20 protein-coding genes are annotated in these 21,001 nt (G+C 71.5%); 13 read left to right on the forward strand and 7 right to left on the reverse strand.

Annotated elements, in window-relative coordinates:
- Positions 1-16 precede the first annotated feature (16 nt).
- Entirely contained in the window at positions 17-571 is a 555-nt protein-coding gene (locus MICAU_RS05405) for an anthrone oxygenase family protein (protein WP_013284282.1), read from the forward strand.
- Complete coding sequence (locus MICAU_RS05410; RefSeq protein WP_013284283.1) at positions 568-1,041, forward strand: hypothetical protein; 474 nt, start codon at positions 568-570, stop codon at positions 1,039-1,041. Before MICAU_RS05405 ends, MICAU_RS05410 begins: the two co-directional genes overlap by 4 nt.
- Before the next feature lie 25 nt (positions 1,042-1,066).
- On the opposite strand, the gene MICAU_RS05415 is transcribed toward MICAU_RS05410, so the two are convergent.
- From MICAU_RS05415 to MICAU_RS05430, 4 genes are all read right to left on the reverse strand, one after another.
- Entirely contained in the window at positions 1,067-4,141 is a 3,075-nt protein-coding gene (locus MICAU_RS05415) for a DEAD/DEAH box helicase (protein ID WP_013284284.1), read from the reverse strand.
- A gap of 118 nt (positions 4,142-4,259) precedes the next feature.
- Complete coding sequence (locus MICAU_RS05420; RefSeq protein ID WP_013284285.1) at positions 4,260-4,808, reverse strand: GNAT family N-acetyltransferase; 549 nt, start codon at positions 4,806-4,808, stop codon at positions 4,260-4,262.
- A 45-nt stretch (positions 4,809-4,853) separates the two neighbouring features.
- On the reverse strand, positions 4,854-5,753 hold the full coding sequence (locus MICAU_RS05425) for a phosphotransferase family protein (protein ID WP_013284286.1): 900 nt from the start codon (positions 5,751-5,753) through the stop codon (positions 4,854-4,856).
- Positions 5,750-7,186, reverse strand: a complete 1,437-nt coding sequence (locus MICAU_RS05430) for a helix-turn-helix domain-containing protein (protein ID WP_013284287.1) — start codon at positions 7,184-7,186, stop codon at positions 5,750-5,752. The genes MICAU_RS05425 and MICAU_RS05430 overlap by 4 nt, the downstream gene beginning before the upstream one ends.
- Before the next feature lie 310 nt (positions 7,187-7,496).
- Here MICAU_RS05430 and MICAU_RS05435 point away from each other — a divergent pair, with 310 nt between their 5' ends.
- The 4 genes from MICAU_RS05435 to MICAU_RS05450 all read left to right on the forward strand — a co-directional run bounded on the left by MICAU_RS05435 (position 7,497) and on the right by MICAU_RS05450 (position 9,181).
- Complete coding sequence (locus MICAU_RS05435) at positions 7,497-7,727, forward strand: hypothetical protein (protein WP_013284288.1); 231 nt, start codon at positions 7,497-7,499, stop codon at positions 7,725-7,727.
- Entirely contained in the window at positions 7,724-7,966 is a 243-nt protein-coding gene (locus MICAU_RS05440; RefSeq protein ID WP_013284289.1) for a DivIVA domain-containing protein, read from the forward strand. The genes MICAU_RS05435 and MICAU_RS05440 overlap by 4 nt, the downstream gene beginning before the upstream one ends.
- The gene (locus MICAU_RS05445) at positions 7,959-8,213 is read left to right on the forward strand and encodes a hypothetical protein (RefSeq protein WP_013284290.1); all 255 of its coding nucleotides are present in this window, start codon (positions 7,959-7,961) and stop codon (positions 8,211-8,213) included. Before MICAU_RS05440 ends, MICAU_RS05445 begins: the two co-directional genes overlap by 8 nt.
- 140 nt (positions 8,214-8,353) lie before the next feature.
- Positions 8,354-9,181: an SAM-dependent methyltransferase gene (locus MICAU_RS05450; RefSeq protein WP_013284291.1), complete on the forward strand. Its 828-nt coding sequence runs from the start codon at positions 8,354-8,356 to the stop codon at positions 9,179-9,181.
- Positions 9,182-9,213: 32 nt separating this feature from the next.
- Here MICAU_RS05450 and MICAU_RS05455 read toward each other — a convergent pair whose 3' ends face one another.
- The gene (locus tag MICAU_RS05455; RefSeq protein ID WP_013284292.1) at positions 9,214-9,981 is read right to left on the reverse strand and encodes a hypothetical protein; all 768 of its coding nucleotides are present in this window, start codon (positions 9,979-9,981) and stop codon (positions 9,214-9,216) included.
- Between the two features lie 164 nt (positions 9,982-10,145).
- Here MICAU_RS05455 and MICAU_RS05460 point away from each other — a divergent pair, with 164 nt between their 5' ends.
- Positions 10,146-11,462, forward strand: a complete 1,317-nt coding sequence (locus MICAU_RS05460) for an AAA family ATPase (RefSeq protein ID WP_013284293.1) — start codon at positions 10,146-10,148, stop codon at positions 11,460-11,462.
- A gap of 213 nt (positions 11,463-11,675) precedes the next feature.
- Positions 11,676-11,933, forward strand: a complete 258-nt coding sequence (locus MICAU_RS05465) for a hypothetical protein (protein WP_013284294.1) — start codon at positions 11,676-11,678, stop codon at positions 11,931-11,933.
- Here MICAU_RS05465 and MICAU_RS05470 read toward each other — a convergent pair.
- Both MICAU_RS05470 and MICAU_RS05475 read right to left on the reverse strand, forming a co-directional pair.
- Positions 11,918-12,655 (reverse strand): hypothetical protein, encoded by a 738-nt coding sequence (locus tag MICAU_RS05470; RefSeq protein ID WP_013284295.1) that lies wholly within the window; start codon positions 12,653-12,655, stop codon positions 11,918-11,920. The genes MICAU_RS05465 and MICAU_RS05470 overlap by 16 nt on opposite strands.
- Before the next feature lie 8 nt (positions 12,656-12,663).
- Positions 12,664-14,121, reverse strand: a complete 1,458-nt coding sequence (locus tag MICAU_RS05475) for an NYN domain-containing protein (protein WP_013284296.1) — start codon at positions 14,119-14,121, stop codon at positions 12,664-12,666.
- 226 nt (positions 14,122-14,347) lie between these two features.
- Here MICAU_RS05475 and MICAU_RS05480 point away from each other — a divergent pair, with 226 nt between their 5' ends.
- The 5 genes from MICAU_RS05480 to MICAU_RS05500 are packed head-to-tail and all read left to right on the forward strand — an operon-like array spanning position 14,348 to position 20,997.
- Positions 14,348-15,940 carry a nuclease-related domain-containing DEAD/DEAH box helicase gene (locus tag MICAU_RS05480; RefSeq protein ID WP_013284297.1) on the forward strand — a complete coding sequence of 531 codons (1,593 nt, stop codon included), beginning with the start codon at positions 14,348-14,350 and terminating at the stop codon, positions 15,938-15,940.
- Positions 15,937-18,318 (forward strand): pentapeptide repeat-containing protein, encoded by a 2,382-nt coding sequence (locus MICAU_RS05485; RefSeq protein ID WP_013284298.1) that lies wholly within the window; start codon positions 15,937-15,939, stop codon positions 18,316-18,318. The genes MICAU_RS05480 and MICAU_RS05485 overlap by 4 nt, the downstream gene beginning before the upstream one ends.
- A gap of 50 nt (positions 18,319-18,368) precedes the next feature.
- Entirely contained in the window at positions 18,369-18,674 is a 306-nt protein-coding gene (locus tag MICAU_RS05490; protein ID WP_013284299.1) for a DUF6403 family protein, read from the forward strand.
- Positions 18,671-20,020, forward strand: coding sequence for a hypothetical protein (locus tag MICAU_RS05495; RefSeq protein ID WP_013284300.1), 1,350 nt, complete (start codon positions 18,671-18,673; stop codon positions 20,018-20,020). The genes MICAU_RS05490 and MICAU_RS05495 overlap by 4 nt, the downstream gene beginning before the upstream one ends.
- A complete protein-coding gene (locus MICAU_RS05500) occupies positions 20,017-20,997 on the forward strand; it encodes a hypothetical protein (protein WP_013284301.1) in 981 nt (326 codons plus the stop codon). Before MICAU_RS05495 ends, MICAU_RS05500 begins: the two co-directional genes overlap by 4 nt.
- Positions 20,998-21,001 lie beyond the last annotated feature (4 nt).

The raw sequence follows: 21,001 nt of genomic DNA on the forward strand, positions 1-21,001 counted from the left end.
CGTGAGGAGAACCCTCGTGGTACGCACAAGACTGACCTGGCTCGCCCTTATTGTCATGGTCTGGGCGGCAATGATGTCGTTCGGCGGGGTCGCCGCCGAGACCGTCATGCTCTACCCGAACATCTTCAGCGACGCGCCCGCCTCGCTCGACCGGGCCCGCGAGTTCCTCGTCCACGGCGGCCCGCACGACTACTTCCCGCCGCTCGGCGCGTCGGTGATCCTCAGCAGCGTCGCCGCGACGCTGCTCACCTGGCGCGACCGCCGGCTGCGCTGGTGGGTCGCCGGCGCCACGGCCGTGTTCGTCGTCTGCGAGTTCGTGTTCTCCGCTGTCTTCTTCTGGCCGCGTAACGAGATCATGTTCGTGGACCCGGTGGGAACGCATTCGCCGGAGTACCTGCGCCAGGTCGCGGCCGAATTCGTCGCCGGTCACTGGGTGCGCTTCGCCGGAGGTGCGGTGACGGCCGTACTCGCGTTCGTCGCGCTGCTGAAGTTCGTGCGCTCGACCGCGCCGGGCTCGGCGTCGGCTCCCGCACCGACGTCGGCTTCGGTCTCGTCGCAGGTGGCGCGATGAGCGCGGGTCGCCGTACCCTCGGGTTCTCCTGGCCGGCGTTGGTTGCGCTCGCCGCGTTGGCCGCCCCGCGCGTGGCGCTGCACGACCTGGACGTCGTGCCGGAGGGCACGGTCGTGGCCGCGCTGCTGGCGGTCGGGCCGCCGCTGTGCTGGGTGGCCGCCGTGCTGTGGCGGCGGCCACCGCGCCCGTTCCTGACGATCGTGGTGATCGGGGCGCTGTACGGGGTGTTCCTGGCGGCCGGTCACCAGGTGTTCTGGGACTCGTCGCTGGGGATGGACGCGCCGGGGCTGGCCGGGCTGGAGCCGGGGGCGCGGGAGGCGTTGTTGCGGGGTGCGGCGGTGATGTCGAGCCTGGTCACCGGGACCATGGTCGGAGTGGTCGCGGGTGCGGTCGCGGTGCTGTTGTCCCGAGTGCTGCCAGCGCCGGCCCGACGTCGTGAGCAGGCCGACGCTTCTCGCCCGCTCGCCTGACTCGGTGAGTGGGCGAGATCCCAGGTCAGGCAGCGATCGCCCGGGCGGCGGCGTACATGTCGGCGGGCAGCGGATGCCGCAGCTCCCAGAGGATCCGCATGGGCCGGTCGCCGCTGTGCTCCCGGTACGTCATCGGACCCGCGTACAGGTACGGCGGTGCGCCCAGGTCGCGATCGGCGATCTTGGTCTCGCGGACGAACAGGTGCACCGTCGAGCCCTGCGCGACGTGGTTGACGTACCGCTGGCCGGTGGCCGAGCCTGATGAGGTGGTGCTCTGCGACTCCCACTGGAACAGCTTGTCCGTGATGGCGCGGTCGGCGTACATGGTGGTGGGGGAGTAGTGCTCCTCGGACTTCACGAGCGTGACGAAGAACAGATCCGCGCGCTCGTCGGGCAGCCACTTCACGCCCTCGCGCAGCGAGCCGGGGTTGGTCATGCCGAATGCTGCGCACGCCTCGTTGCGGCTGTAGCGGGCGTGTACCCGCAGCGGCACCCGGCCCGGGGCAGGTGGCTCGGTGACCCGATGGATGCGGTCACGGAGCACGTCGACTACCTGCGGCAGCTCGGCACAGCGCGCCGGTTCCGCCCACAGCCTCCTGAGCCGGGCGTCGCGTTCGGCCAGCGGCACCGACGACCCCCACAGGCTGAAGTGCATCATGTCGAGCAGCCGCCCGGCGGTGGGGCGCTGTCCGGCGGCGACCTGAGCGATCAGATCCAACCTGTCGACATCATCGGTGTGGAGCATCCGGCCGATGGCCCGGCTCAGGTCACGGTCGTCCGGGCCGCCTTCGTCCGGGTCGAGACCGGCGAGGCGCCGCAGCCCGGCCCAGCCGCCGATGCTCGCCGATCGGTAGACGTCCTCGATTTCCAGGCCGGTCTCGCGCAGGAAGTCGGACAGACTGACGTCACCGAGCTGCCGCAGCTCGGCCACAAGCGCGTTCTTCGACGTCGGGAGCGCCGACTTGAGGTTGGCGAGGACGATCTCCTTCGCCACCCGGTCCAGCTCGATGTGGCAGCCGCTGGGTAGCGAGGGGAAGTCCTCCCGGACGGCCGCTTCGACCGCCCGCCGGCTGACCCCGGCGAGCGCCCGCCAGCGCATGTCGAACCGGAAGTTCGCGTGCTGACCGCCGATGAAGTCGAGCACCGTCAGGCACGGCTTGTCGTCGTCCAGCCGCAGACCGCGGCCGAGCTGTTGTAGGAAAATCGTCGCGCTCTCGGTAGGGCGCAGCATGAGGATGGTGTCGACCATCGGTAGGTCGACGCCCTCGTTGAACAGGTCGACAGTGAAGAGCACCTTCACCTCGCGCTTGCGGAAGCGGTCGATCAGCGTGTGCTGCTCCGGCCGGTTGACCTGCGATGTCACGGCCGCCGCCGGTACACCGTGCCGGGTGAACCAGTCGGCCATGAACTCCGCGTGCCCGATGCTGACGCAGAAGCCGAGCGCGCGCATCCGCCCGACGTCAGCGATCCGCCGGACCGCGTGCAGGATGAGCCGCGCCCGTGCGTGATTGCCGGTGTAGACGCCGTCGAGCTCGCCCTTGTCGTACCCCTGTCCGCGCTTCCACCGCACCCGCGTCAGGTCCACGTCGTCGTGCAGGCCGAAATACTGAAACGGCGCCAGCAACTGCCGTTCGAGGGCCTCCCACAGGTGCAACTCCACCGACGCGCGGCCGTCGAACCACCGGCGCACGTCACGGCCGTCGCTCCGCTCGGGCGTCGCGGTCAGACCCAGGAGTACGCGCGGCCGAAGCCGTTCCAGCAGCGCCGTGTAGGTGGCCGCCTCGGCGTGGTGGAACTCGTCGACGATCACCATGTCGTACGCCTCGGGGTCGATCTCCCGCTGGCGCAACGACTGGATCGACGCGAAGACGTGCTTCCACCCCTGCGGCCGATCGCCGCCCACAAGCGTCTCGCCAAACGTGCCGTCGCCCATGACCTGGCGGAACACCGACCGGCTCTGCCGCAGGATCTGCTCCTGATGTGCGACGAAGAGCAGCGAGTCGACGCGGCCGGCTCGCCGGAGCCGGCGATAGTCGAGCGCCGCCACCACCGTCTTGCCGGTGCCGGTCGCCATCACCACCAGGTTGCGCCAGCGGCCGTGCACCAGGCGTTCGGCGTCGAGGTCGTCAAGAACTTCCTGCTGGTACGGGAACGGCCGCACGTCCAGGTTCGCGATCTCAGTCGGTGCGTCGTCGGCGCGTTCCCCGCGCAACGCGACACGTAGGCGCTCGCCATCGGCTGCCGGGTCGTAGGTCTCGAACGCCGAGTCGTTCCAGTAGTCGGCGAACGTCGCCTCGAACGTGTCGATGATGTGCGGCTGCTCCAGGTTCGAGATGCGCACGTTCCACTCCACGCCGTCGACGAGCGCGGCCTTGGAGAGGTTCGACGAGCCGACGTACGCGGTGGTGGTGCCGTTGTTCCGCCGGAACAGCCATGCCTTGGCGTGCAGGCGGGTGGTCCGCGTCTCGTAGGACACCTTGATCTCGGCACCCAGCTCGGCGAGCCGATCGAGCGCCCGCTGATCGGTGGCGCCCATGTACGTCGTCGTGATGACCCGTACCCGACCGCCTCTGCCGACCAGCTCGGTGATCGCGGGCTCGATGATGCGCAGCCCGTGCCACTTGATGAAGGCGCAGAGCAGGTCCACCTCGTCCGCCGACGCCATCTCGTGGCTGACCTCGTGGCCGATGCGCGGCTGGTGCCGGCCGTTGACCAGGAGCGCGCCGGTGGAAAGCGGCGTCGAGGGGCGGATCGGGAAGACCGGTGCGGCCGGTGGGGTGGGCGGTGAGGCGATGGCGTGCAACAGACGTTGGGCGTCTGCCACCTGGTCGTCGGCGGTGACGGCGCGGGGCTCGGCCTGAGCGATGTGCGCGGCGATGCGGTTTGCCAGGTCAACCTGCCGGGCCAGCTTGTTCTCCCCGCCACCGACGCCGAGGAGCGCCCGCCGCGCGAGGCCCGCGATGTGCCGGGCCAGGACGTCGTGCGCGTCGGCGGCATCCAGCTTCGCATCCCGGACGAGGGCGCTATCGACATGCCTGAGCTGCGTCGCCAGCTTCTCCGTGATCAGGTGTTCGTAGATGCCCTTCTCAAGATCCCCCACGATGGCAAGCTAGCCGCGATGAACGCCGGGCGGAAGCCGGTGCGATAGGTGTTAGGAGCCTTGTCCTGTGGCCTGTCAGATCATTGACACCTAGAGGTGAAGGTCGACGCGTTGTCCATCACCGGCTCGACGCAATGGCTTTGATGCGGACCTCGAACAGCGGTGCTCCCTCCCACGTGGGCCGGAGCCATCCGGCCGGTTGCCAACCCCAGGAGTCATACGCCTGCTGGGCGGCAACGTTGTCGGGTCGTACGAGCAGCGTGGCCCTTTCCTCCCGCCGCGTGCTCAGGAGCCGATCGTGGAGCGCCCGCGCGATACCCCGGCGTTGCCACGATCGCCGCACCAGCAGTTCGCAGACCGCGTATGTCCGTTGCCCGTCTTCGTCCGTGAAGCCGTCCGGTACCGGCTCGTGGATGCCGTCCCACCAATGCGAATCGGATCCGAGCGGGAAGCCGTACACGTAGCCGACCAGATCGTCATCGACCCTGGCCGCCACCAGCTCCCAGCCTTCCCGGGGCATGTGCGCGGCGAGCTGCTGTTCGTACCGCGCGGCCGCGTAGCGCGGGCCGTCGTCGGCGTGTGCGTCGAGGTATACGTCCACAAGCTGCTCCACCAGACCGTCGGCCTCCGCTGCGGTCTGGTGCCGTAGTCGCAGATTCTCCAGCACGAGCACAGGATCCCACCGGGGCGGCAGTCGCTCGCCGAGAGGCTCTCAGGCGAGATCGGCGAATGGCTTCCAACGTAGACCGTGGTCGCCTTGGGAAACTGACTGCAATCGCTTGGCAAATTCGGCCGCGACGCTCGCCGAACTCGCGAGAAGCGGCGTGGCGGCAGCGATCATTTTGAGCTCGCGGGCTTCCCGCAGAAGCGACCAGTTGCGGTCGGACATCACGTTGTACCCGTACGCCTCTGCGAGCGCCCGATGCGCCCCGGTCTTTCCGAACCGAGCCTCGCCCACAGCGACCGCCGCCAGGTCCACCTGCCAAAGGCCAAGACAAGTGGCGTCGAAGTCGCAGAGCAGGATGCCGCCGGACGCATCCCGGAGCAGGTTGCCGACGTGTGCGTCCCCGTGGATGAGCGACTGCTCCACGCGTCGGTTGAGATCGGCGACCTGCGGCTCCAAGCGGTCGCACCACGTCATCAGATAGTCGTGGTCCTCTGCGCTCAAGCCGTCGGCATCCGCCAGGCGTCGACGCGCATCCCCGATCGGATCCCAGACGGCCAGCGGGAAGGGCGGGGGTCCGAGCGCATGAAACCGCCGCAGCGCCGAGCCGAGGTCATCCACCGTCGGAGTAGGCCCAGTGGGTGGCACGTAGGCCCATACCGAGGCGGCCAAGTCACCGACCGCAACCGGCTGCGCCACGCCAGGCGCCAGCCGGATCGTGGGCGCGTCCAGCTCGGCGAACCATCGCGCGAGCTGAACGACCTTCGTCACCCGATCCCGGAGCCGGTGCGTCCGCGCGATGCGGATGACGAGCCCGGAATCCGGCAACGCGAACACGGCGTTGTTCGTCAGCCGCAGGAGGCGGGCATCCTCGGTCGGCACCTCAAGCCCGCTGGCGATCTCCCGCATAGCGCGGGTCATCGCTTCTTCCGAGAACCGTCCGCTCATACCGTGGCCGCAGCTCGTGCGGTGAGTGTCCGATCGAATTCGGCAACGACAGGAAGGTGGCGGTGCCGTCCGAGATCGCGCCGCAGGTTGAGCACTCGATCAACCACTCGACTGGAACTCAGCGCACGCGACTGCTCGACCACGCGCGTGCCGACAGCGACCGCCCGCTCGGGCTCATCGGCGAGGAAGAGCGCACTACACAAGCCGACCTCGTTCAGGACCATGCTGCGCACGTTCGCCGGGCCGAAGGCAATGATCGCTTCCTCGACGCTCCGTACGGCCTGAGTCGCCTGTGTCCCGGTCTGCCGGGCCATGTCGCGGTACACGCGGCCGTGCTGGGCTAGCAGTTCGCCACGGTCGTAGAAGGCCATCCAGGTCGGCTCGCGTTCGGGATCCACACGCTCGAACTGATCACTCGCGCGACCGAGGAGGGTCAGCGCGCTTCGGTGGTCGCCGAGTGCGGCTGTCGAGGCGGCCTCCGCGCCCCAGAGCAGTGCCCTCACCGCCGGGGTCGCCCGCGATCCCAGCTCTGAGTGGGCCAGCCTCAGCGCGGCCAGAGCATCGTGGTTGTGCCGAAGGTGTTGTAGCTGCTTGGCTTGCGAGTAGCGGATCAGGGCCGCCAGCGGGGCATCGTCAGCGGACATCGCGGCTCGCTCGCCGGCGGCGAAATGCCGCTGAGCGTCCGCGTGCCAGCCGGCGTCCAGCGCGGTCCAGCCGGCCAACTGACGCGCCGCCGCGACCGCCGCGACGAGGCGGGGTGTCAGCCCGGGCGCGTGTGACCAGTCGAGCATCCCGTACACCGACTCCGCGAACCGCGCGACCTCCCGATAGAGCAGGCCGCCACCGCATTCGTAGTCGACCGACCGGTAGAGCTCCAAGACCGCGTTCAGCCGAGAGACGTCCGCACTGCCGATAGGCCGGGGCCGGGGCTGCTCGGCAACCCCGACCAGCCCGGCTCCTGCCGACACCGCGGCGATGCCGGCCAGGAGGGTTCGCCGACCCAGGTCTGGTGTTGCGCCGATCCCGTCGGCCGAAGCGCTGGCCGGGGAGTCTGGACCGACTGAGAACCAGAGAGACCCCGGCGGGATGCGGAGCACGGTCGCCCAATGCGTCAACCGGTCGAGATGCACCAGGGCTGGCCCGTTCTCGATCCGGCTCAACTGCGCCTGCGTGATCCCCAGCCACCCCGCGACGACGCTCTGCGGCAGCGGGCTCCGCCCGTGGTACGGGTGGTGACGGTACGCCCGGATCACCTGCCCGAGATGCCGCCGGGCCAGCGCCGTTCGTACCGGTTCACGGTCCCAGAACGAATCGGGTACGGCGGGCGGCGTGCTGAGGCGGTTGCGTTCGGCGGCCTGGCAGGGCGCGCAGCGTCCCGTGCCGTTGTCGCGCGCCAGGCGGCCGCCGCAACGGGGGCAGTTCGCAGGTGTCACCGGCAACCTCGCCGTTCGCGGAGAACCTGTGTCCGAAGTCGAGCCTAACCATTCAACCCGTTCCGGAGCGGCCCGGTATACGCGCCGTGCATATCGCACGGCGTCTCGTGATGGTGACCGAGCGTATGCAGTGTGTGTGGCGGCCACGATCAGCAGGGCATGCGTCTCTTGCCGAGGAGGACTGAGGGTCAGCGCATGGCCCGGGGCGGGTGCCGGGCTCCGGTGGCACCGCGTCCCCCGATCGCGGCTCCCGCCGTCCCCGCCCGCCCCGGCGCCACTCCACGAGACCTCGACCCGGAGGCGCCCGCCGATGTCCGCCGTACTCGCCGACTTCCCCGTCCTCACCCCGGTCACCGACGAGGATCTGCTCGTCGCCGCGCTGGCCGTGCGCGTACACGTGCCCGAGCATCGGCCGCAGGGGCCGCTGTGCCGTAGCGAGCGCGTCCCGTACCCCTGCCGGCTGGCCCGGTGGGGGAGGGCGACGCTCGCCGCGGCCGGGCTGCCCGACGAGGCCGTGGCGGACGGGACGGTGGCGTCGTGATCTACGTGACCGGGGAGCGGGTGCAGGCGTACCAGGTGCGCAGCGCATTCTTCGACACCCGCTGGCGTGGGCTGGACCCGGCGCAGGTGCACGACTACCTGTGCCGGGTCGCCGACGAGATGGACCGCCTGCACCGGGAGCTCACCACGGCGCGCACCGAGTCGGAGCGGATTCGCCAGGCGCTGCGGCAGTGGCAGTCCCGCCACAACGGCTGCCGGCGGCGCGGCCACGATGACTGAGCCGCGCTGGATAATCCACCTGCCGACCACGCTGACGTGCCGGGACGCCGCCGTCGAGCTGGCCGCCGCGCTCGCCCGGTCGCTCGGGCACCTGGATGCCGTCGACTTCGGTGAGACGACGCTCAGCGAGGAGGACGCGCAGCACCTGCGGTACCGGGTCTGGTGTGACGTGCGGCTGCCCGGCAGCGGGCGCTGCGGACACCGGGATGGTCACGACGGGTGGTGCGAGGCGGCGGAGCTGCGATGACCTCGGCGTGTCGATCGATGAACGTCCTGGTGGCGGGCCGGACCGGTGGGAGCGATCCCAGACGGGGCGACCATCCACCCTGTACGGTCGCTACACTCCCCGAAAACGCCCGGAACCGCCCACGGAGCCTGGAGACGCCTGTGACCCGCGACAAGGCCGCACCGCCCGGAATCGACGTCACCGTTCCCAGCGTGGCCCGGGTCTACGACTACTTCCTGGGCGGGAAGGACAACTTCGAGGTCGACCGGAAGGTCGCCGAGCACGCCCTGCGGATCACGCCGGACGGGCCGGCCGCCGGTCAGGCGAACCGGGCATTCCTTCGCCGGGTGATCCGCCACCTCGTGACCGAGGCGGGCATCGACCAGTTCCTCGACATCGGGTCGGGGCTGCCCACCCAGGGCAACGTGCACGAGGTCGCCGTCGAGCACAACCCGGCTGCCCGTGTCGTGTACGTGGACAACGACCCGATCGTCCTGGCGCACGGGCGGGCGCTGCTCGCCGCGGAGGGCACCGCGACGGTGATCCAGGCCGACATCCGCGAGCCGGAGGAGATCCTCAACGACCCGGACGTCCGCCGGTTCCTCGACTTCGACCGCCCGATCGGGCTGCTGCTATTCGCGATCCTGCACCACATCGGCGACGACGAGGACCCGCGATCGGTCGCGGCGGCGTTGATCGACGCGCTGCCGTCCGGCAGTTACGTCGCGATCTCGCACTTCCGTGACCCGGGTGAGCGGGATCCGGAGGGTTCCCGCAAGGCCCGCGAGGTCGAGCGGGTGTTCAACGAGTCGCTCGGCACCGGTCGTTGGCGTACCGACGAGGAGATCCTCGCCTTCGCCGACGGGCTGACGCCGCTGGAGCCGGGCCTGGTGCCGCTGGCCGAGTGGCGTCCGGACCCGGACGCGCCGGCCCCGCAGCAGACCGACACCTACCACACCTTCGTCGGGCTGCTCGCCCGCAAACCATAGGCGGTACGAGGCGGTAAGTGGGTGCGGACACGTCAACCGGACTCCTCCTCGCCCTCCTCGAACCGTCCCAACGCGGCGGACAGGTCCCGCAGGAACGCGTCGACCCGGACGCGGTCGTAACCGTGCGCGACGAGCGGCAACTCGGCCAGGGCGAGTTCCACCTCTGCCTTCGCCCCCAGCCGCCCCAGGAAATCCTCCGACCGCAGCGCCTCCCGGCCCTTCTGCACGAGGGCGTCGACGGCAGCCCGGTCGTATCCGCGCGCTTCGACCGGGAAGCGGGCTGAGTCGAAACGCTGCCGGACGAGCTGGCGGTGGTCGGTGAAACGGCTGCCGCCGTACCGGGCGAGGGCGTCGGCCACCTGGTCCGTCTTCTCCCGGACGTCGTGCACTTCGAGCAGGAGCAGGCAGGGCCGGTCGTCCAACGGGCTGCGGTGGGTCAGCGGGACGTCGAGGGTCGACCCGGGTGCGGGTACGAGCAGCAGCAACGGCGACGGCATCCGCTTGCCGGCCAGCACCGGAGGTGGCTGGTACAGGACCAGGTGGTCGATCTCCGCCCAGGGCAGCAGCCGGTTCAGCTCGGCCGTCCGGACGGTCAATCCTTCGAGGCTGATGTGGAACCGGAACGGCCGGACCGCCTCGACGACGCCCGCGACGCCGGCGAGCATGACGAGTCCGCCGAGGATCAGCCCGCCGATCAGTCGAAGGGTGCTCCCGCCCAGCCCGAACAGCACCATGCAGAGACCGAACGGCAGCAGGACGAAAGCGATGACACAACCGATGCGACTGCGGTGAAGGTCCATCGTCTCACCTGCGATTCCCCCGTCGTCCCTGACGGCGAGTGTGGCAGCCGGGTGCAAGGTGATCGATGGGTGATGAACTCCCTGGCGTCGCCGCGCAGTCCTACCCCGTGGCGTGTTAAGAAGGGGCCCCGCCTCTACCGGAGACGTTAATAGGGGGCCCTTCCTTGCACGAAGCCGAGCAGGTGATCCAGCGTGTGCTGCGGGATCTGCGCGACGGCACGCACCGCGGCGTCGTCGTGGACTCGCCACCCGGCGCCGGGAAGTCCACCCTCGTCGTCCGCGCCGCCGTCGAGACCGCCGCCACCGGCGATCCGCTGATGATCGTGGCGCAGACCAACGAGCAGGTGGACGACCTCATCGACCGGCTCGGTCGCAGGGCGCCGGAGCTGCGCGTCGGGCGGCTCTCCGCCACCGACTACCGGCCCACCGAGCGGGTCACCGCCCATCCGGCGGTCCGGGTCGCAGCGAAGGTCGCCGACCTGGGCGGCCCGGCGGTCACCATCGGTACGGCGGCCAAGTGGGCCACTGTCACCGAGGGGAGATGGCCGTGGGCGATCGTGGACGAGGCGTACCAGATGCGCGCGGACGCGCTGCTGCGCGTGGCGGGGCGGTTCGAGCGGGCGCTGTTCGTCGGCGACCCCGGTCAGCTCGATCCGTTCAGCACCGTCGAGACGTTCCGCTGGACCGGCCTGACCTGGGATCCGATGCAGTCGGCGGTGGCCACGCTGCTGCGGCACAACCCGGAGCTGCCGGTGCACCGGCTGCCGGTGTCGTGGCGGCTGCCCGACTCGGCCGCCCCGGTGGTGTCCGCCGCGTTCTACCCGTTCACCGGGTTCCGCGCCGGGACCGGGCCGTCCGACCGCGCGCTGACGTTCACCGAGCCCGGTGCGGGTGACGCCTACGACGCCTCGGTCGAGGTGGCCGCCGCCACCGGCTGGGCGTTGCACGAGCTGCCGGCCCGGCACACCGTGCGTACCGACGGGGAGGCTGCCGCGGCCTGCGCGGAGCTGGCGTTGCGGGTGCTGCGGCGCGGCGCGGTCGCGGTGAGCGAGGCCGCGCCGGGCGGCGCGCCGGTCACCGCGGACCGGATCGCCGTCGGGGCCGCGCACCGCGACCAGGTCGCGGCCATCCGGTCCCGGCTGGGCGCGGCCGGGGCGGGCATCACAGTCGACACCGCCAACCGGCTCCAGGGCCGGGAGTACGACGTGACGATCGTGCTGCACCCGCTCTCCGGCCGGCGCGACGCCACCGCGTTCCACCTGGAGTCGGGGCGGCTGTGCGTGCTGGCGTCACGGCACCGGCACGCGTGCGTGGTGGTGGCGCGGGCCGGGATCGGTGAGCTGCTCGACGCGTATCCGTCGACCGAGCGGGTGCACCTGGACGTGCCGGTGAAGTTCCCGGACGGCTGGGAGGCCAACCAGACGGTGCTGACCCACCTCGATGCCCACCGGGCCGGACGAGGGGTTGTTCGGATGGCATGATCGGCGTCCCAACTCGTACGGGTGACCGAGTTGACGCTTGCGGAGGGTGACCCTAACCTTGCTCATAGGGGAGATGGTGGCTGGCGACGATGAGCTGACATGTAGTCGTTGTCCGAGCCGTCTCAATACCCGGCCCCAGCCTCGTGCTGGGGCTTTCCCCTTTCCGGCCGTTCGGGTGTTCCGGCGATTGCGGTCGGTGGGCACGATGGCCGGATGCACCCTCACGACCCGTACTACCAGGATCCGTACCAGCCGGATCCGTACCAGCAGCAGGCGCACTACCCGCCGCCGCAGTACCCGCCGCAGGCGTTCGTGCAGCCGCCGCCGGCCCAGGAGAACGGCAGGTGGGCGATAGTCCTCTGGGTCGCGGTGCCGGCGCTGCTGGTGATCCTGTGTTGTGCCGGATGTGTCCTCTCCGGGTTCGCGGGCGGGTTCGTGGAGGGCTTCAACGAGGGCTATTCGTCGTCGTAGGAGTGCTGCCACGCGCCGCGTCCCCGCGGGTCGAACAATGCGGTCGTCCGGCGGGCGTTGGCGAAGACGTCGACGTAGTGCAGGTCGAGCTGGTAGGCGATGGCCGGCCCGGTGTCCCGCGCCACCATCGCCCGCAACCGCTCCGGTGTCGGTCGCCCGTCGTGGCTCAGCACGGCCGCCAGCACGCCGCTCCGGCCCGCGCCGAGCGCGGACACCCCGGTGACCGGGCCGCTGCGGCCGTCCGAGCACCACAGCGTCCCGCTGACCCGCAGCGCCGGCCCCTCGCCGACGTTCTCCACCGGGACGACCAGGCGGTTCTTCGTGATCGCGAGGAATGCGTACGCCGGCTCCGGCGCCGAGGCGAGCGCGAACCGGTCCTCGGCGGGCGGGTGGTGCGTCACCATGCCGCCGGAGTCCGGAAAGGCCACCGCCTGGTGTACCGGGAGCAGCAGCGGGTACCGGCTCAGCACCAGTGAGCGGCGGGTCTCCTCCAGCTGCCGGTCGGTGCGGGCCAGCGCCTGCCGGGAGAGGTGGATCGCCGCGAGCGCGCCGACCGTGGAGGCGATGACGGCGAAGGAGCCGACGATCGGGGCGGCCCGCTGACCGGGGCCGGCGACCGCCACCACCACGGCGGCCACTGCGGCGCAGGTCGCCACCGCCCCGGCGAACACCAGCCCGTGGCGTCCGACGGCGTTGAGGCGGGCCCGGACCCGGCGGAGCACGACGGCCCCTAGGCGAACGACGATCCGGCGTCGCCCCATCGGGTACGCGGAACGGTGACCTTCTCGTCCCGCCAGGTGAGCGCCCGGGACTGGGCGAGAACCCGCAGGATCCGGTGCCGGTCGCGGGAGTCGTAGCCGAACACCGGCTCCGCCCGGGTCCGGTCCCGCACCGTCATGAACTCCAGGATCTCGTTCTCCGGCACCGGGCTCGGGCCGCGATCGGCGAACGCGCGGTACAGCTCGTGGTAGGCGTTCTCGATCGGCCGGACGAACGCCGAGTCGGTGGCGATCGCGTGACGGTCGCCGTCGACCGCGACCGCGTCGATCACGCCGGCCGTGGCGGCGTACCGGATGGCCTGGCTGACCGCGCCGGCGGCGCGTCGGTTCGGCCCCTGTCCGACACCGCCGGCGCCGATCAGCCCGGACAGCTTCCGGTACGGGATGGAACGCCGCTGCTGCCGGAAGGACTCCATGGTCAGGGCCGCGTGCACCCGCCACAGCGGCTCCAGATAGCCCAGTGCGAGATCGTCGGTGGTCACCGAGTACGTGTCGTCGGCGCCCCTGCGCACCAGCCGCACGGCGGTGAGCGCGTCGAGCACGCGCAACAGCCGCGATCCGTCGTCGGACTGGAACGGCCCGCTGCGGAGCTGGGTGGCGGTCAGCCCTTTCGGCCGGGCCGCCAGGCGCCGCACGGCGTAGTCGACGGCGACGAGATCGGTGAACCGGCCGGCGTTCAGGTCGACGTAGACGCGGGTCATCGGGCGGGGCAGGAAACCGTCCTTGGCGCGTACCGCCGCGTCGGTGCGGGTGACCTTCTGCCCGATGGACTCGATGAGCGCCCAGTACCGCAGTTCGTCCTCGTCGGGCAGGACGCCCCACTGCGCCAGCGTCGCGGTGCGCTCGGCCTGTTCCCGTCCGCCGAGGATGACACCGCGTCGTTGCAGTTCGACCAGGCCGAGCAGGGCCTTGCAGTCGGCGGCGGGCGGCTGCCGGAGCGAGTAGATGTCGTCGATGCAGATCGAGTCGAGCCCCGGCAGCGTCAGGATGCTCCGGAACTGCGGGGAGAGCCGGTCCGGATCGCCGTAGACGACCGTCACCCGGCAGCCGTCCCGCAGCAGGCGGCGGATCAACGGGATGAAGTCCTGGTCACCGGTGACCAGCACGAACTGACCGCAGCCCTGGTGGAGGTAGTCCATGGCGAGCACGGTGAGGTGGATGTCGGCCTGTTCCTTCAGGCTGACCACCACCTCGGCGTCGATGAGGTGCTCCGTCATGGCGGTGGTGATGCTGCCGTCGAACCGCACCGCCGCCATGTGCTTGTACTGGAGGTGGCCACCGCACCTGGTGGTCGCGTCGCTCCAGAGCGCGTCGACGATGCCCCGCTCGACCAGGTGGCCACGACCGATGACGGCGCCGGCCAGGTTGTCCCAGTCGACGAGCAGGACGCCCGTGTTCCCGACCGGCATGCGCATTCCTCCCCGAGCTGATCGAGGTGCTTGTATCCGAATTCTGGCCCCCCGTCCTGCCGTTGCCGCTTCATCCGTTCGGGCACGATGCCTGTCAGTTCGGTGTGCGGTGCGTGACCTCAAGGTGACCGATCGTCTACAGAAGACGGTAATTCAGGTGGTGGAATGCCTGGCTGCCGCCCACCGACAATGAGGTTTCCTGTTCGTCTTCCGCCCGGAGGCGGTCTTGGCGCGCTTCTTCCCGCGGCATCAGCGAACGAACGCCACGCGCGGCGAGCGGGTCGTCTTCGAGCGTCTCCGCTCCCTGAACGACTCGTGGTGCGTGCTGCACAACCTGGCGTACGTCGACTCCGGCCAGGCCCGGCTCCGGATCGGTGAGACCGACTTCGTCCTGCTCCATCCCCGGCACGGGCTGCTGATCATGGAGGTCAAGGACGGCGGCTACCGGGTCACCGACCGGCAGTGGTTCGCCTCCCGGCGCGGCGCCGACGTGCCGCTCGGCGATCCGTTCGACCAGGCGGTGCGCAACCGGTACGCGCTGGCCAACTGGCTGCGCCGCAGCACGGGTATCCGGCAGGTGCCGGCCGGGCACTGCGTCGTGTTCACCGACGGGCGGCCGTCGGGCAACCTCGGTCCGCACGCCCCGGACACGATCGTGCTGACCGCAGCCTCGCTGGAGCATGCGCCGGTCCTGGTGGAACGCGTCATGGCCCACTGGGACCAGCGCGGATGGACCAGCCGGTCGGACTTCGAGCAGGCGTTGGCGGCGCTGGCGCCGAGCGCGGTGGTCGCGCGCACCCTGCGCTACGACGTCGACCTGGCCGCTGACGACCTGGACCGCCTGACCCGGCGCCAGATCCAGCTCACCGGGCGGCAGTTGGAGGTGCTGGCGGGCACGTCCCGCCGCCCGGCGTCGCTCGTACTCGGCGCGGCGGGCACCGGCAAGACCCTGCTGGCCCAGGAACGGGCGCGGGAGCTGGCGGCCCGCGGGCTGCGCGTGGCGGTGATCGGGCAGCAGCGTGACCTGCGCCTGGAGATCCGCCGCCAGTTGCGGGTACCGGGGGTGAGCTCCGGCGATCCGCAGGACGTCCTGTGCGACCTGTTCGGGGCCGACCGGATCGGCGGGTACGAGGGCGAGCCGTTGTGGGCCACCGTGCTGAGCCTGGTCGAGGCGTACGGGCGACCGCTGGACTGCCTCATCGTGGACGAGGCGCAGAGCCACGACGAGGACCTGCTGGTGGCGTTGCGCGAACTCGTCCGGCCGGACGGCTCGGTCGTGCTGTTCGCCGACCCGTACCAGCGGGACCGGTCCGGCACGTGGCGTCCGGACGGGGCGTTCAACGAGTTCTGGCTGACCGAGAACTGCCGTAACACGCTGCCCATCGCCAAGTTGGTGGCACGCGTCTCCGGGGCGCACACGCCGTTCACCGGCCCGGACGGCCGGCGGCCCCGGTTCACCGACGGCACGGCGGATCTCGTCGGGGCCTGCGTGGACGCGATCGTGGAGATCGTGAAGGACCTGGCGACCAGCCAGGCGGTCCTGGTGACCGCGACGCAGGGCAGCCATGCCGCGATCCGCCGGGCACTGGCCGGCCAGGGCGTGCGGGTCAGCCCCGGACTGCGCGGTGACGGCCTGGCGGTGTGCACGGTGCGTCAGTTCCACGGGTGCGAGGCCCCGGCCGTGGTCTACGCCGACGACGGGGACGAGGACTGGACGACCAGCTACATCGCGGTCAGCCGGGCCTGCGCGTTCCTGCACGTCGTCGGCGGTCACGACAGATGGGAACCCTTCCGATTCCTGATGGAGGATGATCGATGACGCTCTACGACGAGGCGGTGACGTTCCTCGAGTCGGAGGGGTGGTCGGTTCCCGTGCAGACGCGGGCCGAGGTGGTCCGGGCCCGCCGTGCGGCGTACGCGGACAACAGCGAGCACATGACCGTCTGGTGCCCCGCGGTCCCGGACGCCGACGACCTGCACCGGCGGGAGGCGAGCCTTCTGCAACGCTTCGCCGAGGAGGCTCGTACGCCGGGGGCGAAGTTCCTGCTCGTGGAGTCCACCCAGGGCCTGTCGACGGAGTTCCGCAGGCTTGCCAAGCACGAGTTCAACGTGGACATCCGGGTGCCGATCCAGTTTTTCGACGCCCGGTTCAAGTGGGACGACTCACCGATGTCGGCGATGGCCGGCACCGCCGCGCAGCAACTGTCCCGGGACGGGGAGTCGGCGGCTCGCCGGCGGACACCGCAGCCCTTCCGGGCGGTGGGTACCGGCGCGGTCGGCGACGACCTGCTGACCGAGCTGGCCCGCCGGTTCGACAGCCAGAGCGGATGGGACCGTCCGATCGTCCTGGTGACCGCGCCCGCCGGTTTCGGCAAGAGCGTGCTGTTCCAGTCGCTGTTCGCGACGCTCTACGCCAACTTCCAGAAGGCGAAGAAGCAGCTCCGCCGTGCCTACCGGCCGTTGCCGCTGCTGCCCGACTACGCCGCGCTGGCGAGCGCGCCGGCGTTGGGCCCGATGGTCGACGCCCTGTTGCAGACCGAGGTCGCCCGCCCGGTCAAGCAGCCCACCTTCCAGTGGATGCTCACCCGGGGCTTCGCGAGCTGGCTGCTGGACGGGCTGGACGAGGTCATCGCCCAGGACCCCGACTTCTTCGAGTACATCCGTGAGATCGTGGCCCGGCCGGACAACCCGACCACGCCGCGCATCCTGCTCTGCGTCCGGGACTCGCTGCTCAGCTCCAATCAGGCACTGCGTGACTTCCTCGCGGTGGCGCACGAGTACGTCGAGGAGTTCCGCCTGCTGCCCTGGCGACCCGAGTCGATCCGCACGTTCGCGCGGATCCGCCTTCAGGACGACGACCAACGCCTGCTCGACATCGTCGACGCGAAGCCGCAGCTGATGCGGCTCTGCGGTACCCCGTACTACGCCGAACTGCTGGCCGAGCGGGTCGCGCTCGGCCAGACCGACGGCATTCCGGACGACTACTCGGAGATGGACCTGGTCCATGACGCGGTGGACGCGATTATGGACCGGGAGTACAAGAAGGAGCAGTTGCAGGAGAACGTCGTCAACCGGGCGGATCTCCTCGACATCATCAGCGACGTCGCGGTCGCCGAGCTGGAGAACGACAACCGGGGTGTGCCGGTCCACGAGATCGGCGAACTCGCCGCCTTCGTGCTCCCGGCCGACCTCTCCGACATGGAGCGGGAACGCTGCACCGACGCCATCTGCCGCCTGCCGGTCTTCCGTGCCGCGTCGGAGCGGCAGCGGGTGCGCTTCGCCCAGGACGTCATCTTCGAGCATCAGATCGGCGACCGGGCCGCCCGGTACTTCGCGGTGAACCCGGTGCGATTCGCGCAACTGCTGGACTGCCGGCCCTTCCCGCCGGACTCCTTCGCCATCCGCGTGTTGTGCGCGCGGATCAGGGAACTCGCCGCTGGCGAGGAACTGCTCACCCGGCTGGCGAGCGCGACCACGGCGCCGACCGCGTTCCGCAACATGCTCCAGGTGCTGCTCGGGCTTCCCGACTGCGACCGGCTGCTGCCGCACGCTCCGCTGGAACGGCAGAACCTGTCCGGGCTGACCTTCGCGAACCTGTCGCTGGCCGAGGTCAGCTTCCGCGGCGCGAACCTGGAGTCGACCCGCTTCCAGAACTGCGAGATGGCCGGTTGTGACCTGTCCGACGCGACGCTGCACGGCACTCGCTTCGACGCCTGCCTGCCGAGTCTGGCCGAGGCCGACTTCGGGCAGCTCACCGGCTTCGTCTCGGTCGAGATCGACAGCCGTCCGGCGATCGAGGACGTCAACGACTTCGTCCGCCTGCTCGGCGGTGACGGCCGCCGGGAGCGCCACTTCGTCGGTCCCTGCCCCACCGCGCTGCAACTGCGGTTCCTGTTCCTGAAGTTCGTTCGGCCGGACGGGCACTACCGGCGCGATTCGCTCGACGAGAAGGGCCTGCTGTCGGGCCGTCGCATCGTCGACCCGGCCTCGGTGCTCAACGGCGCGGTGCGGGCCGGTTTCCTCACCGCCATCCCGAAGCGTCGCCGCTACGAGCGCACCCACAACCAGCTCTACGCGGACATGGTGGGCTTTGCGCAGAACCTGCGGGTGACGCCGGCCATCCGCGCGTTGCTGGAGGACACCTGCCGGGTGGAGGGGTGCCCGCACGTGGTCCACGAGAACGCGGGCGCCGGCTGAGCCGCGGCCCTCGGCGCGCGGCGCTGGCGGCGGTGCGTTAGACAGGGATCATGACCGCGAGCGTGCTGCCCTGGCTGGGCGGGGGAGTGGTGGCGGTGGCCGCCGGTTTCCTCGCCGTGTCGCTGCCCCGGCGCCGCGTCCGGGCCGAGGGCCGGCGGATCGCCTGGTCGTCGGCGCGGGCGGCGATCCACGACGCCACAGTGAGCCGGGACGCGTCCCCGGCGACGGTGCCGGAGGCCGAGCGGCTGCTGGCCCACGCCGAGATGCTCGCCGCCGCCCGCGGCGGCGCCGACGCGGCCCGCGCGGCGGCCGAGCACGCCCGCCGCGCCGACGAGCTGTGGCGGGCCGGGCGGTGACGAGGGTACGCCGGGAGCTGCTGCGCTGGTCGCTGCTGGCCGCCGCGGCGGCGGTGCTCGTGGTGTTCCTGGTGGCGCAGCGGCAGAGCGTGGAGGTCAGCTACGGGCGTTCCCCGTCGACGGCCGCGCTGCCCGAGGGCTCGGCCGGGGAGTTGAGCGACGCGAGCGTGCCCTCGGTCGAGGAGATGACGGCGCTCGTGGCCGCCGATCCGGTGGTCCGGCTGCCGGGCGCGGTCGCGCGCTGGGACGAGCAGCGGGTCCGGGCCGCCGTCGGTGACCGGGGCACCCGCATCCTGGTCGCCCCGCCCGGTCTGGACGAGGCCGAACGCCGGCGGGTGAAGGACGTGGAGAACGCCGAGATCCGGATCGTCGGCACCGAGGTCAGCGGCGGGCTCTACGTGGCCTCGCCGGACGACCTGCCGGGCTGGCGGGCCCGGTTCGCCACCGGCGACGTGACCGGCTCGGTGCTCGCGCTGCTGGCCGCGCTGCACGACCAGCCGACCCCGCCGGACGGCGACGACCTGCGCTGGCGGGAGCCGACCGGCCCGGAACTGGCCCCGGTGGTCGCCGCGCTGCGCGCCACCGGCCGGTACGTGGGCACCGGCGCCACGCTGCCCGAGCTGCCGGAGAAGGCGGCGAGCGCCGCGTTCCCGGACGGTGCCTGGTTCGTGGTGCTGCCCGCCCAGCCGTACGGGGAACCGCTGCCCGCGTACGGGCCGGCGCTGCACCGGCTCGCCCCGGACCAGCCGCTGGTGGTGATGTACGGCGACTGGATCGAGTACCACGGTCCGGGTGCGGCGTCGTTCGCCGAGGTGGCCGGCGCGAGCTTCTACGCCCAGTTCGGCGGACGGCTCGGCCGTTACGCCTATCCCCAGCAGAACGTGCTCGGCGCGTATCTGGCCCAGGTCACCGACGTGCGGTACGCGGGGCTGTTCGACCGTCCGCTGCCGTACCGGCCGTTCGACCCGCTGCGGGTGGCGTTGCCGGCGCTGCCCTGGATCTTCGCCGGGTGCGTGGCGGGTTTCGTGGTGCTGTCGATCCGTACCGTGCGGGGGTCCGGCCGCCGTCCGGCCGACGTCGGTCCGGGTGGCACGCCGGCCCGGCTGGCCGGGCTCTCCGCGCTGGCTGTGGAGTTGTCGCTGCTCACCGATGCGCGCAGCGACCCGGCGCTGGTCCGGGGGGTGGGCCGGTTGCGGGCGGCCCGGGACGCGTTCGACGAGGGGTTGCCCGACCGGCACGTACGCGAACTGCTCGCCGACGCGGCGGCCGAGCTGGACGACGTGGCCCGGGACGTGCGGATGCCCGGCTACCGGCCGGACGTCTACCTGCGGGCGAGGCTGTCGTGAGCCGCGTCGCGACCCGTCCCGAGCGGACGGCGACCCGTCGTGGCGTGGCGGCGACCGGCCCGCGCCGGCTGCTCGGCCGCCTGGTCGGCACCGCGTTCGGCCGTGCGGTGCTCGCCTGCCTGGCGCTGGCCGGCTGGGCGCTGTGGACCGGAGGCGTCCTGGACGGTCCGGCCGCCCGGCAGGTACGCGGCTCCTCGGTCTACGCGGCGCCCGGAGTGGACCTGGACCGGGCCGCCGCCGAACGGGTCATCGGCAACCGGCGGCTGGTGGTGCTGATCATGGAGCCGGGCGCCGACCTGCGGGAGGCGTGCGACGACACCGAACGCGCCACCCAGGGCACGCTGGTGCTGGCGATGAGCCGCGACGGCGAGGACTGGGACACGTACGGCTGCTCCCGCCTCGGCGGCGACGGCCCGCGTGACCTCGGGCGGGCCATGGTCGCCGAGACCACGATCAGCCGGGGCGCCGACGCGTTCGTGGACCGGCCGGTCGAGGCGCTGAAGGTGATCGTGCTCAACTACGACCGGCTGGTCCGGGCCGGTCTGGTGCCTGACGGCGCCCGTACCATCAGCCCGTCGCTGCCCCGGTATCTGCTGGCCGGCGGCGCGGTGGCCGGGGTCGTGGCCGGTGCGGCGGTGCTCTGGCTGGGCGGCCGGCGGGCCGGACGCCTGGCCGACGCGCGCCGGGCCGGGCGGGACGCACGCGCCGACGAGCGGGCCGCGCTCGGCGCCGCCACCGCGGTTCTCGCCCAGCAGATCATCGACCTGGACCGGTACGCCGGGCCGGTCGCCCCGGCGCACCGGCGGCTAGCCGCCGACTACGTCGGCCTGCTCGACGAGGTGTCCGACGTGGACGGGAACGCCGAGGCGCTGCGCCGGCTCCGGGAGCGGGTCGAAGGGCTGAGCCGCCGCGCGGCGGATCTCGCCGACGACGCCGCGTCGGGTCGGCGCGGGACGCGCGGACGGGGCCGGCGGTGACCCG

The sequence above is a fragment of the Micromonospora aurantiaca ATCC 27029 genome (assembly GCF_000145235.1).
Taxonomy (GTDB): domain Bacteria; phylum Actinomycetota; class Actinomycetes; order Mycobacteriales; family Micromonosporaceae; genus Micromonospora; species Micromonospora aurantiaca.

Bases quoted from the DNA above. Each gene is read 5' to 3' on its own strand.
- MICAU_RS05490 (WP_013284299.1), top strand. From the start codon at position 18,369: ATGACCGCGAGCGTGCTGCCCTGGCTGGGCGGGGGAGTGGTGGCGGTG.
- MICAU_RS05435 (WP_013284288.1), top strand. From the start codon at position 7,497: ATGTCCGCCGTACTCGCCGACTTCCCCGTCCTCACCCCGGTCACCGAC.
- MICAU_RS05475 (WP_013284296.1), bottom strand. From the start codon at position 14,121: ATGCCGGTCGGGAACACGGGCGTCCTGCTCGTCGACTGGGACAACCTG.
- MICAU_RS05410 (WP_013284283.1), top strand. From the start codon at position 568: ATGAGCGCGGGTCGCCGTACCCTCGGGTTCTCCTGGCCGGCGTTGGTT.
- MICAU_RS05425 (WP_013284286.1), bottom strand. From the start codon at position 5,753: ATGAGCGGACGGTTCTCGGAAGAAGCGATGACCCGCGCTATGCGGGAG.
- MICAU_RS05445 (WP_013284290.1), top strand. From the start codon at position 7,959: ATGACTGAGCCGCGCTGGATAATCCACCTGCCGACCACGCTGACGTGC.
- MICAU_RS05455 (WP_013284292.1), bottom strand. From the start codon at position 9,981: ATGGACCTTCACCGCAGTCGCATCGGTTGTGTCATCGCTTTCGTCCTG.
- MICAU_RS05465 (WP_013284294.1), top strand. From the start codon at position 11,676: ATGCACCCTCACGACCCGTACTACCAGGATCCGTACCAGCCGGATCCG.
- MICAU_RS05485 (WP_013284298.1), top strand. From the start codon at position 15,937: ATGACGCTCTACGACGAGGCGGTGACGTTCCTCGAGTCGGAGGGGTGG.